The organism is Enterobacter sp. AC1 (assembly GCF_050434705.1).
Lineage (GTDB): Bacteria > Pseudomonadota > Gammaproteobacteria > Enterobacterales > Enterobacteriaceae > Enterobacter > Enterobacter cloacae_L.
Genome location: NZ_JBNDIZ010000002.1, coordinates 643,514 through 660,804, shown reverse-complemented (window position 1 = coordinate 660,804; position 17,291 = coordinate 643,514). Strand labels below are relative to the sequence as shown.

Annotated in this window: 11 protein-coding genes; 3 read left to right on the top strand and 8 right to left on the bottom strand. The window is 56.7% G+C overall.

Annotation, left to right across the window (positions count from 1 at the left end):
• Positions 1–199 precede the first annotated feature (199 nt).
• The 8 genes from M2433_RS08005 to lrp all read right to left on the bottom strand — a co-directional run bounded on the left by M2433_RS08005 (position 200) and on the right by lrp (position 12,165).
• On the bottom strand, positions 200–1,063 hold the full coding sequence (locus M2433_RS08005) for a dimethyl sulfoxide reductase anchor subunit family protein (RefSeq protein ID WP_429053215.1): 864 nt from the start codon (positions 1,061–1,063) through the stop codon (positions 200–202).
• Between the two features lies 1 nt (position 1,064).
• A complete protein-coding gene (locus tag M2433_RS08000) occupies positions 1,065–1,682 on the bottom strand; it encodes a DMSO/selenate family reductase complex B subunit (RefSeq protein ID WP_021240882.1) in 618 nt (205 codons plus the stop codon).
• A 10-nt stretch (positions 1,683–1,692) separates the two neighbouring features.
• Complete coding sequence (dmsA, locus tag M2433_RS07995; RefSeq protein ID WP_429053216.1) at positions 1,693–4,137, bottom strand: dimethylsulfoxide reductase subunit A; 2,445 nt, start codon at positions 4,135–4,137, stop codon at positions 1,693–1,695.
• Between the two features lie 211 nt (positions 4,138–4,348).
• Positions 4,349–5,641, bottom strand: a complete 1,293-nt coding sequence (gene serS, locus M2433_RS07990; RefSeq protein ID WP_008499983.1) for a serine--tRNA ligase — start codon at positions 5,639–5,641, stop codon at positions 4,349–4,351.
• A gap of 99 nt (positions 5,642–5,740) precedes the next feature.
• Positions 5,741–7,084, bottom strand: coding sequence for a replication-associated recombination protein RarA (rarA, locus tag M2433_RS07985; RefSeq protein WP_429053218.1), 1,344 nt, complete (start codon positions 7,082–7,084; stop codon positions 5,741–5,743).
• A gap of 9 nt (positions 7,085–7,093) precedes the next feature.
• Positions 7,094–7,705, bottom strand: coding sequence for an outer membrane lipoprotein chaperone LolA (lolA, locus tag M2433_RS07980; protein ID WP_047346922.1), 612 nt, complete (start codon positions 7,703–7,705; stop codon positions 7,094–7,096).
• A gap of 128 nt (positions 7,706–7,833) precedes the next feature.
• Positions 7,834–11,535 carry a DNA translocase FtsK 4TM domain-containing protein gene (locus tag M2433_RS07975; protein ID WP_429053219.1) on the bottom strand — a complete coding sequence of 1,234 codons (3,702 nt, stop codon included), beginning with the start codon at positions 11,533–11,535 and terminating at the stop codon, positions 7,834–7,836.
• Between the two features lie 135 nt (positions 11,536–11,670).
• Positions 11,671–12,165 (bottom strand): leucine-responsive transcriptional regulator Lrp, encoded by a 495-nt coding sequence (lrp, locus tag M2433_RS07970; RefSeq protein WP_000228469.1) that lies wholly within the window; start codon positions 12,163–12,165, stop codon positions 11,671–11,673.
• Between the two features lie 544 nt (positions 12,166–12,709).
• On the opposite strand from lrp, the gene trxB reads away from it, so the two are divergent.
• The 3 genes from trxB (at position 12,710) to cydC (ending at position 17,280) form a co-directional block, all read left to right on the top strand.
• On the top strand, positions 12,710–13,678 hold the full coding sequence (gene trxB, locus M2433_RS07965) for a thioredoxin-disulfide reductase (protein WP_429053221.1): 969 nt from the start codon (positions 12,710–12,712) through the stop codon (positions 13,676–13,678).
• Positions 13,679–13,792: 114 nt separating this feature from the next.
• The gene (cydD, locus tag M2433_RS07960) at positions 13,793–15,559 is read left to right on the top strand and encodes a heme ABC transporter permease/ATP-binding protein CydD (RefSeq protein ID WP_429053222.1); all 1,767 of its coding nucleotides are present in this window, start codon (positions 13,793–13,795) and stop codon (positions 15,557–15,559) included.
• Positions 15,559–17,280, top strand: a complete 1,722-nt coding sequence (cydC, locus tag M2433_RS07955; protein WP_429053224.1) for a heme ABC transporter ATP-binding protein/permease CydC — start codon at positions 15,559–15,561, stop codon at positions 17,278–17,280. The genes cydD and cydC overlap by 1 nt, the downstream gene beginning before the upstream one ends.
• Positions 17,281–17,291 lie beyond the last annotated feature (11 nt).

Genomic DNA, 17,291 nt, shown 5'->3' with positions numbered 1-17,291 from the left:
AGCCGCCTCGCACAATATGTTCCCTGTCGATTTAAAAAACTTATCCTGCTAATGCCACGCCTGCTATAGATATTAATTATGTATCTGTTTTTGTTTATTAATGACCAAAATTAAAACAAAACGTCAGTCGAAAAATTTCATGATCGAAAAAAGAAAAAGCCGGGCGCTGGGGCCCGGCTTTGTATACTCAAATAAAAGGTTAACTGGCGATAGCCATACCCACTGTCATATGCAGGCCATAAAACACGCCGCGGCCAATCAGTTCACCCGCCAGCACCAGCACAAAGGCCAGCGACAGCAGCGGCAGCGCGGGCTGATAACCTTTAAGCTGAGGGGCGATCCAGAATACCAATGCCGCAACCAGCAGAACGATACGCCAGGCCATCAGAGAACCGTAATCCGGCACCAGAGCAGACGCCTGCTGAATCGAGCTGTGAATGGTTGCCAGTTCGCCCCCCTGCATCAGGGCAACGACAGCGCTTACCACCAGCGCCAGCAGCGAAACGGCAGGCAGCAAACGCATTGCCCACCCGTCGACACCCGCGACGCGCAGCAGCAGGTAGCCCAGCAGCGGTCCGCCGATAAACATCGTCAGGAAGAAGCTCATTGGCGTCCAGACGCTGTACCAGGTGGGGACCGTGTCGATGGTGTTATAAACGCGCACCATCATCCACACGAACACCACGCCCAGCACCATGGTCACGATCAGCCACAGGCTGCGCAGACCCGCAGGCAATTTCTTCAGCGCGGCCAGCAGCCAGCCAAGCCCACCGACGGCAAAGAAAATTGCCCCGCTGGCAATCTCATTACTGAGAGACGAGGCGCCTACGCGGTTCAGGGAGTTAAACGCGCGCATCGGTGAGCCCAGGTGCAGCGTAGAGGCGATAAAGCCAATTCCCATGAGAACCCACAGCCCAAACATGCTCATCACTACACGCTGCTGCTGTTCGGCATTCAGATTGCCTTTCAACAATGCCAGCGCGAGCACAATGAAGCCACCTGCCACGCACTGACCAAAGACCGTGAAGATCATCAGCGGCCATTCATGCCATCCACTTCCCATCTCACACCTCCTTCGGATTTGCCAGGTAGCCGGTGGTATCACCTGTAGGACGGCTGTTGGCGTTAGGTTTAATGACAATACTCGGCTTCGTGAAGTGTGCAGACGGCAGCGGTGCCACTGCGGCAAGCTGACCGTGTTTTTGACGCAGCTCTTCAATCGGGCCAAAGTCCAGCGCGCGCAGCGGACAGGACTCGACGCAAATCGGCTTTTTGCCATCCGCTACGCGGGTGTGGCACCCGTCGCATTTGGTCATATGACCCTTCGCGGCGTTGTACTGCGGCGCACCGTACGGACAGGCCATATGGCAGTAGCGACAGCCAATGCAGACATCTTCATCGACCACCACAAAACCGTCTTCACGCTTGTGCATCGCTCCGCTCGGACAAACCTTCGTACAGGCAGGATCTTCACAGTGGTTACAGGCAATCGACAGATAATAGGCAAAGACGTTCTGATGCCAGACGCCGTTATCTTCCTGCCAGTCGCCCCCGGCGTATTCGTAGATGCGGCGGAAGCTCACGTCCGGAGTCAGGTCTTTATAATCTTTACAGGCCAGCTCGCAGGTTTTGCACCCGGTGCAACGGCTGGAATCAATAAAAAATCCATACTGGGTTGTCATCGGTTACTCCTTAAACCTTTTCAACCTGGACAAGGTTGGTGTGGGATGGATTGCCTTTCGCCAGCGGCGATGGACGCTGCGTGGTCAGTACGTTAATACTGCCAGCCTGATCGATGCGGTTGGCATCCGGGCTGTACCAGGCGCCTTCCCCCAACGCGACAACGCCGGGCATCATGCGCGGTGTCACTTTGGCTTCAATATGGACCTCGCCGCGGCCGTTAAAGATCCGCACGCGGTCGCCATTGCTGATGCCGCGCGCTTTGGCATCCATCGGGTTGATCCACATCTCCTGTCGGCAGGCGGCTTTCAGTACGTCGACATTACCGTAGGTGGAGTGAACGCGCGCCTTATAGTGGAAACCGGTCAACTGCAGGGGGAATTTCGCCGTCAGCGGATCGTTGTAGTTCTCAAAACCCGGTGTGTAGATCGGCAGCGGATCGATAACGTCCCCTTCCGGCAGCTCCCAGGTGGAGGTGATTTTAGCCAGCTCTTCAGAGTAGATTTCGATTTTGCCCGACGGCGTGGTCAGCGGATTCGCCTGTGGGTCTTCGCGGAAGGCTTTGTACGCCACATGGTGCCCTTCCGGGTCGCGCTGTTTGTACATTCCCTGCTGGCGGAAGGTATCGAAGTCCGGCAGATCGGGGATCGCTTTACGGGAGAGCTCATGGAGATGGCGCATCCACCCTTCCTGAGTACGTCCCTCGGTAAACTGCTGCTCAACGCCAAGACGTTTCGCCAATTCGGAGGTCATCTCATAGATGGTTTTGCATTCGAAGCGTGGCTTGATGGCCCGATCGGTGAAAATCACGTAGGACATATTGCCGCAGGAGGCATCCAGCGCAAAATCCATCTGCTCAGAGGCGGTGCAGTCAGGCAGCAGAATATCGGCATATTTTGCCGAGGAGGTCATGTGGCAGTCGATGACCACAATCATCTCGCACTTCTTGTCGTCCTGCAGGATTTCATGGGTACGATTGATTTCAGAGTGCTGATTGATGAGACAGTTGCCGGCGTAATTCCAGATCATCTTGATCGGCACGTCCAGCTTGTCCTTGCCGCGCACGCCGTCGCGCAGCGCCGTCATTTCCGGGCCGCGTTCAATCGCGTCGGTCCACATGAACATGGAGATGCTGGTTTGCACCGGGTTTTCCAGAGTCGGCATCCGTTCAAACGGCAGCGAATACGAGCCTTCACGCGCGCCGGTATTACCGCCGTGAACACCGACGTTTCCCGTCAGTATGGAGAGCATGGAGATGGCGCGGGTCGCAATTTCGCCGTTTGCATGGCGCTGTGGCCCCCAGCCCTGGCTGATGTAGGCCGGCTTCGCCAAACCGATTTCACGCGCCAGCTGAACAATACGTTCGACCGGAATACCGGTGATGGTGGAGGCCCACTCCGGCGTTTTCGCCACGCCGTCGCTGCCCTGGCCAAGAATATAGGCTTTGTAATGACCGTTAGCCGGCGCGCTGGCTGGCAGGGTTTTCTCGTCATAACCGACGCAGTATTTATCCAGGAACGGCTGATCGACGAGGTTTTCGGTGATCATCACCCACGCCAGCGCAGAGACCAGTGCCGCATCGGTACCAGGACGAATAGGGATCCACTCATCTTCACGCCCAGCACCGGTATCGGTATAGCGCGGATCGATGATGATCATCCTGGCATTAGATTTAGCGCGGGCCTGCTCCAGATAATAAGTCACCCCGCCGCCGCTCATACGCGTTTCACCCGGGTTATTACCGAACAGGACGACCAGCTTACTGTTTTCGATATCGGACGGGCTGTTGCCGTCTGCCCAGCCACCGTAGGTGTAGTTCAGACCTTCGGCAATCTGTGCGGAAGAGTAGTCACCGTAGTGATTAAGATAACCACCGCAACAGTTCATCAGGCGCGCGACCAGCGTTTTACCCGGCGGCCAGGAGCGGGTCAGCGTCCCGCCGAGCGTCCCGGTACCATAGTTCAGATAGATGGACTCGTTGCCATACTCTTTGATTAAGCGCTGCATATTGGTGGCGATGATATCGTAGGCTTCATCCCAGCTGATTCGCTCGAACTTCCCTTCCCCACGCTTGCCCACGCGCTTCATCGGGTATTTCAGGCGGTCCGGGTTATACACGCGACGACGCATGGAGCGTCCACGCAAACAGGCACGAACCTGATGTAGCCCTTCGTAGCTATCGTCACCGGTATTATCGGTTTCAACATATTTGATTTCGCCGTCCACCACATGCATACGCAGCGGACAACGGCTACCGCAGTTTACGGTACAGGCACTCCACACCACTTTTTCCGGCGAAGTGGCCGCGGACAGCGCATCTGCCGCCGACGCCAGTCGGGTGAAGGGAAGCGTGAAGGCGCTGCTGGCTACGGCCAGGCCGCCTATTGCCGTGGTTTTCATCAACCCACGGCGAGTGACCTCGGCAGCCATTAATGCTTCAGGCGCGTTGATTTTCATAGAGACTCACTTTGGTTGCTCACAAAGAAAAGAGAGGCGGTGCAAACCGCTATATAGTTTTATATATATCGAATTTCTTGGTTATCAGCTTTTTATGCTGACTTTCATTCGCAGCAGTATTACTACTTTAGTGGGAGGGGGTATTGCGTCGTATCAATTCAGAGGCATAAAAAAAGCGCCCGCAGGCGCTTTTTTGTTTTGAGGCAAATAATTAGCCAATGTACTGCTGGCCTTTCATGTATGGACGCAGCACTTCAGGGATCTCGATGCGGCCATCTGCCTGCTGGTAGTTTTCCAGCACGGCAACCAGCGTACGGCCAACAGCCAGACCAGAACCGTTCAGGGTATGCACCAGACGGGTTTTCTTGTCAGATTTGCTGCGGCAGCGTGCCTGCATGCGACGCGCCTGGAAATCCCAGACGTTAGAGCAGGAGGAGATTTCACGGTAGGTGTTCTGCGCAGGTACCCACACTTCCAGATCGAAGGTTTTGCAGGCGCCAAAGCCCATATCACCCGTGCACAGGGCCATACGACGGTACGGCAGACCCAGCAGCTCCAGCACTTTCTCCGCGTGACCGGTCATCTCTTCCAGCGCGTCCATAGATTCTTCAGGACGGACGATCTGCACCATCTCAACTTTGTCGAACTGGTGCATACGGATCAGACCGCGCGTGTCACGACCGTAAGATCCTGCTTCAGAACGGAAGCACGGTGAATGTGCCGTCAGCTTAATTGGCAGGTCGTCTTCGTCGATGATCTCATCGCGCACGAGGTTGGTCAGCGGTACTTCCGCCGTTGGGATCAGCGCGTAGTTGCTGCTGTCCGCTTCCTCGTCCAGCGGACGGGTGTGGAAAAGATCGCCGGCAAATTTCGGCAACTGACCCGTACCGTACAGCGTATCGTGGTTGACCAGATACGGAACATAGGTTTCGCTGTAGCCGTGCTGTTCGGTGTGCAGATCCAGCATGAACTGCGCCAGCGCGCGGTGCAGATGGGCAATCTGGCCTTTCATCACCACGAAGCGAGAACCGGTCAGCTTCACCGCTGCCGCAAAGTCCAGGCCCGCGTGCATTTCGCCCAGCGTCACGTGATCGCGCACTTCGAAGTCAAACTCACGAGGCGTGCCCCAGCGTTTCACTTCAACGTTGTCGTTTTCATCTTTACCGACAGGAACGCTGTCGTCAGGAATATTCGGGATAGCCAGGGCAATATCACGAATTTCGGCCTGAAGAACATCCAGTTCAGCTTTCGCCTGATCCAGTTCTTCACCCAGTTTGTTCACTTCCAGGCGTAATGGCTCAATATCTTCCCCGCGCGCTTTCGCCTGGCCGATGGATTTCGATCGAGAATTACGCTCTGCCTGCAGATTTTCAGTTTGTACCTGCAGAACTTTACGACGCTCTTCAAGAGCGCGCAGCTTATCTACATCCAGCTTAAAGCCCCGGCGTGCCAGTTTTTCAGCGACTGCGTCTGGCTCATTACGCAGCAGATTGGGATCGAGCATGCTTATCCTGTGCTTATCGAATTAAATAGGAAAATGTGACCACAGCCTGCGGCCACAATATAACGGGTATACATTGCCAACATTACCGCAACGACTGAGCTAACGGTAGCGTTTTATAGGGCTATTTTGATCCTGTCCGGCAAGCCAGGTGAGCTTTTCACCAATCTTGCCTTCAAGACCTCTGTTTGTGGGGTGATAATAGCGCGTTTGTGCCATCTCCTGCGGGAAATATTCCTCACCGGCAGCATAGGCATTGGGTTCATCATGAGCGTAACGGTACTCCTGCCCATAACCCATCTCTTTCATCAGTTTGGTCGGCGCGTTACGCAGGTGAACCGGCACATCGTAGTCCGGACGTTCACGCGCGTCGGACATCGCCGCTTTAAACGCGGTGTAGACGGCATTGCTTTTCGGCGCACAGGCCAGATAAACAATCGCCTGCGCAATCGCGCGTTCGCCTTCCGCTGGGCCTACGCGTGTGAAACAGTCCCATGCCGACAGCGCGACCTGCATGGCGCGAGGGTCAGCATTGCCGACATCTTCTGAGGCAATCGCCAGGCAGCGGCGCGCAACGTACAGCGGATCGCCACCGGCAGTGATAATGCGGGCGTACCAGTACAGGGCCGCATCCGGCGCGCTGCCGCGCACGGACTTGTGCAGCGCCGAGATCAGGTCGTAAAAACGGTCGCCTTTATTATCGAAGCGCGCGCTGCGCTCCCCGGCAATTTCGGTGAGCAGTTCCTGCTTCAGCACCCGCTTGCCGGCATCGTCGACCTCGGCCATATCGGCCATCATCTCCAGCGTGTTCAGCGCCCGACGCGCATCACCGTTGACCAACTCCGCAATCGCACGCCGCGTGTCGTCAGGCAGAACAATGTCCTGCCCACCGTAGCCGCGCGCTTTGTCATCCATCGCCTGGGTGAGAACTTTTTCGATATCCTCAGTAGTCAGTGATTTGAGCAGGTAAACGCGCGCGCGGGAAAGCAGCGCTGAGTTCAGCTCAAACGACGGGTTTTCGGTGGTCGCGCCGATGAAGAAGATCGTGCCATCTTCAATGTGCGGCAGGAAGGCATCCTGCTGGCTTTTATTAAAGCGGTGGACTTCGTCCACGAAAAGGATAGTTCGACGCCCGGCATTGCGGTTTTGTCGCGCACGCTCGATCGCTTCGCGGATCTCCTTCACGCCGGACGTCACTGCCGAGATGCGTTCAACGTCCGCGTTTGCATAGCGGGCGATCACTTCGGCGAGCGTAGTTTTGCCGGTGCCAGGGGGCCCCCAGAGGATCATCGAGTGGAGATGCCCGGCCTCAATGGCGCGCGGCAATGGCTTACCGGCAGCCAGCAGGTGTTGCTGGCCGATGTACTGCGCTAAATTTTCTGGCCGCATGCGAGCGGCCAGAGGTTGAAACGCGTTATCTGAAAAATCGAGCGACAGATTGCTCACTCACGCCTCTTACTTACGTTGGTCGTCCACCGTTACGCCCTGCGGCGGGGTAAAGGTGAATTTCGATGCATCAACGGCGCCGTTCTGCTGAGATTTGAGCTGGTAGCTGCTGCGCTGATCGTCCTGCTCAACCGCGCCGAACTGATTAATGGTACCGTTAGTGCTTACGTTAATGGTGAACTGCTTCAGGTTACCGTTGCTGCCTTTCGGCGTCAGAACGAACTCGTCACCGGTCTGCTTAATATTGTACTGCTGCCAGTCGCTGGACTGGTTGCGGGCAATCAGCATAAACGGCGTATTGCTGGTGGCATCTTTCAGCCATGTCGCGGTTGCCTGCTCAACGAACGGGTTAAAGAACCACAGCGTTTTACCGTCAGATACCAGGATACTCTCATCCGGCTGGGTCATGTGCCAGTTAAACAGATTTGGGCGTTTTACCCACAAATCTCCCTGACCTTCCTGCACCGCATTGCCGCTGCCGTCAGTCACTTTTTGCGTGAAGCTGGCGTGGAAGCTGCTTACTTTATCCAGTCGGCTTTTAAGGTCGCTGGCTGCATCAGCCCAGACGCTGCTGGCGACAAAACTGGTGAGTAATGCACAGGCGATGGCGATTTTTTTCATTGTTATTCCTTAAAATACGTCTTCCCGATATGGGGTTTCCGTCTTCTATTCTGGACCTGCCCGAAGGCAGGCGACAGAAGAAAATGCTTAATTTTGGCTGATTTACCCTTCTTTGCAATCGCTGAAGGTTAATCAAACGGCGGCGGAGCCAGCACCTCACGGTTACCGTTATGCCCCTGCTCGCTCACAATGCCCTGCGCTTCCATCTGTTCGATGATACGCGCCGCGCGGTTATAGCCGATTCGGAACTGGCGCTGTACGCCAGAGATGGACGCTTTACGTTTTTCGGTAACAAAGTTAACTGCCTGATCGAATAACGGATCCAGCTCTTCCCCACCGTCGAAGCCACCGCCGCCGCCTTCGCTTTCCGTGTCGCTGGTAATACCGTCAACGTATTGCGGGCGACCGCGCGCTTTCCAGTCCTGCACCACGGCGTGAACTTCCTCATCGCGGACGAACGCACCGTGAACACGCACCGGAGAGGTGGAGTTCGGGCCGGAATAGAGCATGTCACCCATCCCAAGCAGCGACTCAGCGCCGCCCTGGTCAAGGATGGTACGGGAGTCGATTTTACTTGATACGGTAAAGGCGATACGCGTCGGGATGTTCGCTTTGATAAGGCCGGTAATAACGTCCACGGAAGGACGCTGCGTCGCCAGCACAAGGTGAATACCGGCCGCACGCGCTTTCTGCGCCAGACGGGCAATCAGCTCTTCCACTTTCTTACCGACGGTCATCATCAGGTCGGCGAATTCATCGACCAGCACGACAATATAAGGCAGTTTTTCCAGCACCGGATGCTGGGCATCCATGCTATCACCCGGCTTCCAGTAAGGATCAGGAATCGGACGCCCCATGCGCATCGCCTGGGCGATTTTCTCGTTATAACCGGCCAGGTTACGCACGCCCAGCGCAGACATCAGCTTGTAGCGGCGCTCCATCTCATTGACGCTCCAGCGCAGGGCGTTGGCGGCATCTTTCATATCGGTCACAACTTCGGTCAGCAGATGCGGGATACCTTCGTAGACCGACAGTTCGAGCATTTTCGGGTCGATCATGATGAAACGCACATCTTCCGGCTGCGCTTTATAGAGCATGCTGAGGATCATGGCGTTCACACCGACGGACTTACCGGAACCGGTGGTACCGGCAACCAGCAGGTGAGGCATTTTCGCGAGATCTGCCACGACCGGATCGCCAGCGATATCCTTACCCAGCACCACGGTCAGCGGGGACGGGTTATCGCGGAACTTGGTGTTATCCAGCACTTCACGCAGGTAAACGGTCTGACGTTTCTTGTTCGGCAGCTCAAGACCAACATAGGGCTTACCCGGGATCACTTCCACCACACGTACCGCCACGGTCGACAGGGAACGCGCCAGGTCTCGTGACAGGTTAGAAATACGCGCGGCTTTTACGCCAGGCGCCAGATTCAGTTCAAAACGCGTGATCACAGGGCCCGGCGAGTAGTTCACCACGTCCGCCTTGATGCGGAAGTCAGCCAGACGGGCTTCGACCAGACGCGCCATTTGTTCGAGCGCGAAGGTATCGACCGGCTCCACTTCTGACGGCGGCGGCGTTAACAGATCCAGCGACGGCAGCGGTGTGCTTGGACGCTGCAGCGGACGGCTGTCACCGTTACGCATCAGCAGCGGGTGAATCAGGCTCTCCTGCGGCTGAGGCGCAGGCTGCTGGAACTGCGGCGGCTGCTGCGGCTGCGCGTAAGCCTGCGGAGCCGGCTGCTGAGGCTGTGGGGCATAGGACTGCTGTGCAGGAGCGGGTTGCTGGCGCACAGGTTCAACGTCCGGCATCACGCTAGGGGTAAATAACGGCTCGCTCGGGCCATCATCCACCAGATCTTTCATCGGCGAGAATTCAAAATCCGACAGCGAGAACGGATTTGCGCCCGCAGGTTGTTCACCGGAATAGCGCTGCTGCTGGGTAGCGGCAAACTGGCGCGCTAATTCGGCTTCTGCCGCGTCATCTTCGTCTTCCAGCACAGGCTCATCGTGCTGATATTCCTCACCGTAGCGTTGATTCTGCTGCGCAGCAAACTGGCGGGCCAGCTCGTCCTGCTGCATTTCATCGACGTCATCTTCGTACTCAGGCGCGCGCGCTTTCTCTTCGGCCATGCGCTGGGAAGGCAGCTTGATACCATAAGAGGCAAGCTCTCGGCGGGTTGGAACGCGAACGCGGTTTGGGCGAGGCAGTTGCGGACCAATCCCCTCCTTCACCTGAGGACGTGGTGCGCCCCCTGTTGCAAGGCTAAAGACAGGTGCAGCCACGGCAGCGGCCGCGGTAGCCTGCTTCACGCTTTCCGCTACGGGTGCAACAACAGGCGTCGGGTCGACCGGCGGAACTGAAACTGAAGGCGCTTTCGAAACGGGTTCCTGCACCGGTTCAGGCACCGGCTGGTACCAGGCCGCCAGCTGCTCGCGTTCACGCGCTCGTCGCTCTTCGACTTCTTCAAAATAGTACAGCGGTGGACGGGCGGGCTTCACCTCTTCCACGATTTCGGGCTCAGGCTCAGGCTCAGGCTGCGGTGCGGCATAAGGCTGCACAGGTTCAACCGGTTCAGGTACATACTCCTGATACGGTTGGGCCACAGGCTGCTCGTCTTGTGGATAGCTTTGTGGTTCATACGCAGGCTGCGGCGGCTGATAAGGTTGCTGCCACTGCTCCTGCTGCACGGGAATATAGCTTTCTGGTTCAGGCGCAATGACCGGTTCCGGGGTGTGAACACCCGGGGCAGTCTGCCAGTCAACCTGCGGCTGCTGAATAACGGAGTCCGGCGGTGAAACCGGCGCAGACGGCATCACGGCTTCAACAGGCGCGGCATAGGCCTGCGCAGCGGTCGTCGCGGCTGCGGCGGCTGCAACCGGCTCGGTGACCGAGTGGCCGTTTAACAGCGGATCGTATTCGTCAAAGTCACCGGGCGTGGCACGATTGCCGGAGAAGAGCACATCGTCAGGATCGACGGCAGCACCCGCAGCGCGGTACGCCACCTGCTCGTCTTCATCCATGCGTTTACCCGAGAAGAGCGCCGCATCGGTTTTACGGCCTAGCGGGTTAGCAAATTTCTCCGCAACACGCTGGCGACGCGCCAGCGCGCCGCGCAGAATTCGAGCACGACGAGACTCGCGACGCTGCACAGGCGCATCGTCTTCCTCTTCATCTTCGTATTCATCTTCATCAACCCACGTATCGTCACGGCGGGTACGGTTGCTGGCGAAGGTCAGAATAGTGAGGATAAAACTGCCAATTTTCTCGGCAATGCTTACCCAGGACCAGCCGGTGAATAACGTCAGCCCCGCCGCCCAGATGCACAGCAGCGCCAGCGTGCCGCCGCTGCTGTGAAGCATCGGCTGCAGCGCAGAACTCAACAGGCTGCCAATCACCCCGCCCGAGGCGAAGTACCAGATATCATCCGCATTGATCGCCGCCAGACCACATGAGGTGAGGATCAGCGCCAGCGCGCCAATCAGGCGCAGCGATACGGCGAAATAGTCGATGTAATCATCGTTCTGACGATGACGCCACGCAAACCAGCATCCGCCAATGATAATGACCGGAAGGGTGTAGGCCATCACACCGAAAATGAAAAATAGCGTGTCCGCAAGCCAGGCACCGGGTACGCCGCCTAAGTTATGAATAGGCTCATGCCATGCAGTTTGTGACCAGCTGGGATCTGAGGGGTTGAAACTGAGTAAGGCTGCCATCAGCCAGACGGCAAAAAGGGCAATAACAATCAGCAAAGCCTCGAGGAGACGACGTCCGCTGCTTAGCTTCGATAGTGTGACTTCTTTGTCTTCAGTGTATTCCTGGCTCAAGAAAGGCTCTCCAGGTATCAGGCATATCCTGCCTGTTTGCTAAAACGGACAACAGCGCCGGGACTCCCCGGCACTGTTGCTGTATGGATTAACAGGAGTGTAATCAAACTACGCTGATTTTGCACCTGTTCCGTGTTAGCGCGTCTTAATAACCAGACGATTGCTCTGTTTGACCTCTTCCATCACCACATATGTACGGGTGTCGTTCACGCCTGGCAGACGCAGCAGGGTTTCCCCCAGCAGCTTACGGTAGGCGGACATATCAGGCACACGGGTTTTCAACAGGTAGTCGAAATCACCGGAAACCAGGTGACACTCTTGAATTTCTTCAAGTTTTTGTACAGCGGCGTTAAATTGCTCAAACACATCCGGCGCACCACGATTCAGAGTAATCTCAACAAATACCAGAAGTGAGGCATCCAGATAATGCGGGTTCAGCAGAGCCGTATAGCCCTGAATAAAACCCTGTCTTTCCAGTCGGCGCACACGCTCAAGGCACGGCGTCGGGGAAAGTCCCACACGTTTTGAAAGCTCGACGTTGGAAATACGCCCATCCTTTTGCAATTCATTAAGAATGTTACGATCGATACGGTCGAGATCTTTGCCAGGGCGCTTCTTGCTATCTACCATTATTATTGTCTCTCTGTATTCCTTCCCTACTCCTGCCTGGACCCTGTGCACATCACTGTTCAGAGCCTGTACCCGTTAGTCATCACATCGCCTGGTTTTGTATTAGACGCGATGCGGATTCGGGTTCTGTTGGTAAGAAGACCGTTGCCCGAAGGCAGTCACCGACATCACGCATGGCGTCTGTCCACGCCATGCGTAGATTTCACTGACCCGGTAAAAATGGCATTTACGTGCATGCCTATGCGGCATACGGTTAACGCGGTTTTTTTTCTTCCTTGAATGTTTTCGCAAAAGCGCAGGGGATTGTCAAAGCAAAACATCGTTTTTTAGTACAACATGCCGGATATTCATTACGGCAGGGTATTAATCCTCATTTTATTGCCTTACAAACGACCGATTTTCAGGCGAAAGACTGATGTTATCGCGCGTCATTCATCGTCAGTGGCTATTACACGGATTGATAACAAAATTGCTGCGCTCTTTTTTTACGACAACAAATTCCCTACAATCCAGCCAAATGTCTGCCAACAACAATGGGGATCTCATGGGCACGGCCAAACACAGTAAGCTGCTAATCCTTGGTTCTGGACCTGCGGGATATACCGCAGCGGTCTATGCTGCACGCGCTAATCTGCAACCGGTACTCATCACCGGCATGGAAAAAGGCGGTCAGCTGACCACCACCACCGAAGTGGAAAACTGGCCAGGCGATCCGAACGACCTGACCGGGCCGCTGCTGATGGAACGTATGCACGAGCATGCCGCCAAATTCGAAACCGAAATTCTGTTCGACCACATTAACAAGGTCGATCTGCAGAACCGTCCGTTCCGCCTGACGGGTGATAGCGGCGAATACACCTGTGACGCGCTGATCGTCGCCACCGGTGCCTCTGCGCGTTACCTCGGTCTGCCATCCGAAGAAGCGTTCAAAGGCCGCGGCGTCTCTGCCTGCGCAACCTGTGACGGTTTCTTTTACCGCAATCAGAAGGTCGCGGTCATCGGCGGCGGCAACACCGCAGTCGAAGAAGCGCTGTACCTGGCGAACATTGCCTCAGAAGTGCATTTGATCCACCGTCGCGACACTTTCCGCGCGGAGAAGATCCTGATCAAACGCCTGATGGATAAAGTGGCAAGCGGCAACATCGTGCTGCACACCAACCGTACCCTCGAAGAAGTCACGGGCGATCAGATGGGCGTTGCCGGTCTGCGTATCCGTGATACTCAAAACAGCGACAACGTAGAAACGCTGGAAGTGGCGGGCCTGTTTGTGGCAATCGGTCACAGCCCGAACACCGCCATCTTCGACGGTCAGCTGGAGCTGGAAAACGGCTACATTAAAGTGCAGTCCGGCATTCACGGTAACGCGACCCAAACCAGCATCCCGGGCGTGTTCGCGGCCGGCGACGTAATGGACCACATTTATCGTCAGGCGATTACCTCTGCGGGCACCGGCTGTATGGCCGCGCTGGACGCTGAACGCTACCTCGATAGACTGGCTGAACAAGGTAAATAATCTTTACAAGTCAGTAACAAACGTAAATAAAGGCGGCGATAAGTCGCCTTTATTGTCTCCCCGTTGTAACATTGCGCTGCCCAACTTCTAATAACGTCACCTGCAAAGTACGCAATGGAAAAAACCCGTCAACAAGAGTTAACACGCTGGCTGAAACAGCAAAGCGTTATTTCCCGCCGCTGGCTTACGATTTCCCGTCTCCTGGGATTCGTTAGCGGTCTGTTGATTGTTGCCCAGGCATGGCTGCTGGCCCGCATTCTTAATCACATGATCATGGAGAACATCCCACGCGAGGCACTCCTGCTGCCCTTTATTGTCCTGATCCTGATTTTTATCCTGCGCGCCTGGGTGGTGTGGCTGCGTGAGCGTGTCGGTTTCCACGCCGGACAGCATATCCGCTACGAGATCCGCCGTCAGGTGCTCGACAGGCTTCAGGAAGCCGGGCCCGCGTGGATCCAGGGAAAACCGGCCGGAAGCTGGGCGACGCTGATCCTTGAGCAGATTGACGATATGCACGACTACTATGCGCGCTATCTGCCGCAGATGGCCCTTGCCGTCTTTGTTCCGCTGCTGATTGTGATTGCCATCTTCCCGGTGAACTGGATGGCTGCGCTGATTCTGATGGGCACCGCCCCGCTGATCCCGCTATTTATGGCGCTGGTCGGAATGGGGGCAGCGGATGCCAACCGCCGTAACTTCCTGGCACTGGGTCGCTTAAGCGGCCATTTCCTTGACCGTCTGCGCGGCATGGAGACGTTACGCATTTTTGGCCGCGGTGAAGCGGAAACCGAAAACATTCGCCAGGCATCCCAGGACTTCCGCCAGCGCACCATGGAAGTGTTACGCCTCGCCTTCTTGTCCTCAGGCGTACTGGAATTCTTTACCTCGCTGTCGATTGCCCTTGTGGCGGTCTACTTCGGCTTCTCCTATCTCGGCGCGCTCGATTTTGGCCATTACGGCACCGCGGTAACCCTTTCCGCCGGTTTCCTGGCGCTGATTCTGGCTCCGGAGTTTTTTCAGCCGCTTCGCGATCTGGGGACCTTCTATCACGCCAAAGCGCAGGCGGTTGGCGCAGCCGACAGTCTGAAAACCTTCCTGGAAACGCCGCTGGCGCACCCTGAGCGGGGCGACGTGACGCTGAATGCTAAAGAGCCTGTGACTCTTGAGGCGAGTGATTTTTGCATCCTCTCGCCTGAAGGTAAGGTGCTGGCAGGCCCGCTGAACTTTACCCTGCCAGCCAGAAAGCGCGTGGTGCTCGTCGGCATCAGCGGTTCAGGGAAAAGCTCGCTGCTGAATGCGCTATCCGGTTTTATGGCCTACACCGGCTCACTGCGGATAAACAAAACCGAACTGCGCAACCTCGATCCTGATGCCTGGCGTAAACAGCTCAGCTGGGTAGGACAAAACCCGCAGCTACCGGCTTCTACGCTGCGCGAGAACGTGCTCCTGGCACGCCCGGATGCGCGTGAAGATGAACTGCAATCGGTTCTCGACCGCGCCTGGGTCAGCGAGTTTCTGCCGCTGCTTCCGCATGGGGTGGATACCGTCGTCGGCGACCAGTCCGCCGGGCTGTCGGTCGGACAGGCGCAGCGTGTGGCCGTTGCCCGCGCGCTGCTGAACCCATGCCAGCTGATGCTGCTGGATGAGCCCGCAGCCAGCCTGGACGCACACAGCGAGCAGCGCGTAATGGAGGCCCTGAATGCCGCCTCCCTGCAGCAAACGACCCTGATGGTCACCCACCAGCTTGAGGGCATTACCGACTGGGATCAGATTTGGGTCATGGAAAATGGCCGTATCGTCGAGCAAGGCGATTACGCCTCTCTTGTTGCCGCGCAGGGGCCGTTTGCCACCCTGCTGGCTAACCGTCAGGAGGACATCTGATGCGCGCTCTGCTGCCCTATCTTGCGCTCTATAAACGCCACAAGTGGATGCTGACGCTGGGAATTGTGCTGGCGATTGTGACGCTGCTCGCCAGCATTGGCCTGCTCACGCTTTCTGGCTGGTTCCTGTCGGCCTCTGCCGTTGCTGGGTTCGCTGGGTTATACAGCTTCAACTATATGCTCCCGGCTGCAGGCGTTCGCGGAACGGCCATCACCCGTACTGCCGGGCGCTATTTCGAGCGACTGGTCAGCCACGACGCCACTTTCCGCGTGCTGCAGCACCTGCGCATTTACACCTTCAGCAAACTGCTGCCCCTCTCCCCTGCCGGACTGGCGCGTTTTCGCCAGGGTGAGTTACTTAACCGCGTCGTTGCAGACGTCGATACGCTGGATCACCTTTACCTGCGCGTGATCTCTCCGATAGTGGGCGCGTTTGTGGTGATTGTGGTGGTCACGCTGGGACTGTCCGTGCTGGATGTTTCCGTTGCGCTCACGCTGGGCGGGATCATGCTGTTGACGCTCATCATTCTTCCGCCGCTGTTCTACCGCGCCGGCAAATCCACCGGCGAAAACCTGACGCGTCTGCGCGGGGATTACCGCCAGCAGCTAACCTCCTGGCTTCAGGGTCAGGCCGAGCTGACCATTTTTGGTGCCAGCAAGCGCTACCGCGCGCGCATGGAAAGTACCGAGCTGAACTGGCATGAAGCTCAGCGCCGCCAGTCGGAGCTGACGGCCTTTTCCCAGGCACTGATGATGCTCATCGGCGGCATGGCCGTAATTGCCATGCTGTGGCTGGCTTCCGGTAATGTCGGGGGTAATACCCAGCCTGGCCCCCTGATTGCTCTCTTCGTTTTTTGTGCACTCGCCGCGTTTGAAGCGCTGGCACCTGTGACGGGCGCCTTCCAGCACCTGGGGCAGGTCATCGCCTCTGCCCTGCGCATCACTCAGATTGCCGAGCAGGAACCTGAAGTCACATTCAGCGCCAGTCAGACAGAGGTGCCAGAGCAGGTTGCGCTCGCGCTTAATGATGTCACCTTTGCCTACGACAAGCAGGCCCAGAACGCGCTGGACGGCATCACCCTCTCCGTAAACGCAGGGGAGCGGATTGCGATCCTCGGGCGTACCGGCTGCGGTAAATCGACGCTGTTACAGCTGCTGACGCGCGCCTGGGATCCGCAGCGCGGCCAGATTCGTTTCAATAATACGTTGCTGACAGATTTCAGCGAGCAGGCACTGCGCAAGACCGTCAGCGTCGTTCCGCAGCGCGTGCATCTGTTTAGCGCTACCCTGCGCGATAACCTGCTGCTGGCAGCGCCGGAAGCCTCTGATGATGCGCTTCGCGCCATGCTGGAACAGGTCGGCCTGCATAAGCTGCTGGAGGACGATGGGTTAAACAGCTGGCTGGGTGAAGGAGGCCGTCAACTCTCCGGTGGGGAACTGCGTCGTCTGGCGATTGCGCGGGCGCTGCTGCATGATGCCCCGCTTATGCTGCTCGACGAACCTACTGAAGGACTGGACGCCACCACCGAGAGCCAAATCCTTGATTTGCTGGCAAATGTGATGAGCGGTAAAACAGTGCTGATGGTCACGCACCGCCTGCGCGAGCTGGCGAGTTTTGATCGGATAATTGTGATGGACAACGGACACATTATTGAGCAAGGTAGTCACACAGAACTGTTGGCGAAACAGGGTCGCTACTACCAGTTTAAACAGCGTCTGTAGACTATATTTGT

Coding starts and splice junctions, on each gene's coding strand:
- lolA (WP_047346922.1), bottom strand. CDS start 7,705: ATGAAAAAAATCGCCATCGCCTGTGCATTACTCACCAGTTTTGTCGCC.
- trxB (WP_429053221.1), top strand. CDS start 12,710: ATGGGCACGGCCAAACACAGTAAGCTGCTAATCCTTGGTTCTGGACCT.
- lrp (WP_000228469.1), bottom strand. CDS start 12,165: ATGGTAGATAGCAAGAAGCGCCCTGGCAAAGATCTCGACCGTATCGAT.
- M2433_RS08005 (WP_429053215.1), bottom strand. CDS start 1,063: ATGGGAAGTGGATGGCATGAATGGCCGCTGATGATCTTCACGGTCTTT.
- cydC (WP_429053224.1), top strand. CDS start 15,559: ATGCGCGCTCTGCTGCCCTATCTTGCGCTCTATAAACGCCACAAGTGG.
- M2433_RS08000 (WP_021240882.1), bottom strand. CDS start 1,682: ATGACAACCCAGTATGGATTTTTTATTGATTCCAGCCGTTGCACCGGG.
- cydD (WP_429053222.1), top strand. CDS start 13,793: ATGGAAAAAACCCGTCAACAAGAGTTAACACGCTGGCTGAAACAGCAA.
- dmsA (WP_429053216.1), bottom strand. CDS start 4,137: ATGAAAATCAACGCGCCTGAAGCATTAATGGCTGCCGAGGTCACTCGC.
- serS (WP_008499983.1), bottom strand. CDS start 5,641: ATGCTCGATCCCAATCTGCTGCGTAATGAGCCAGACGCAGTCGCTGAA.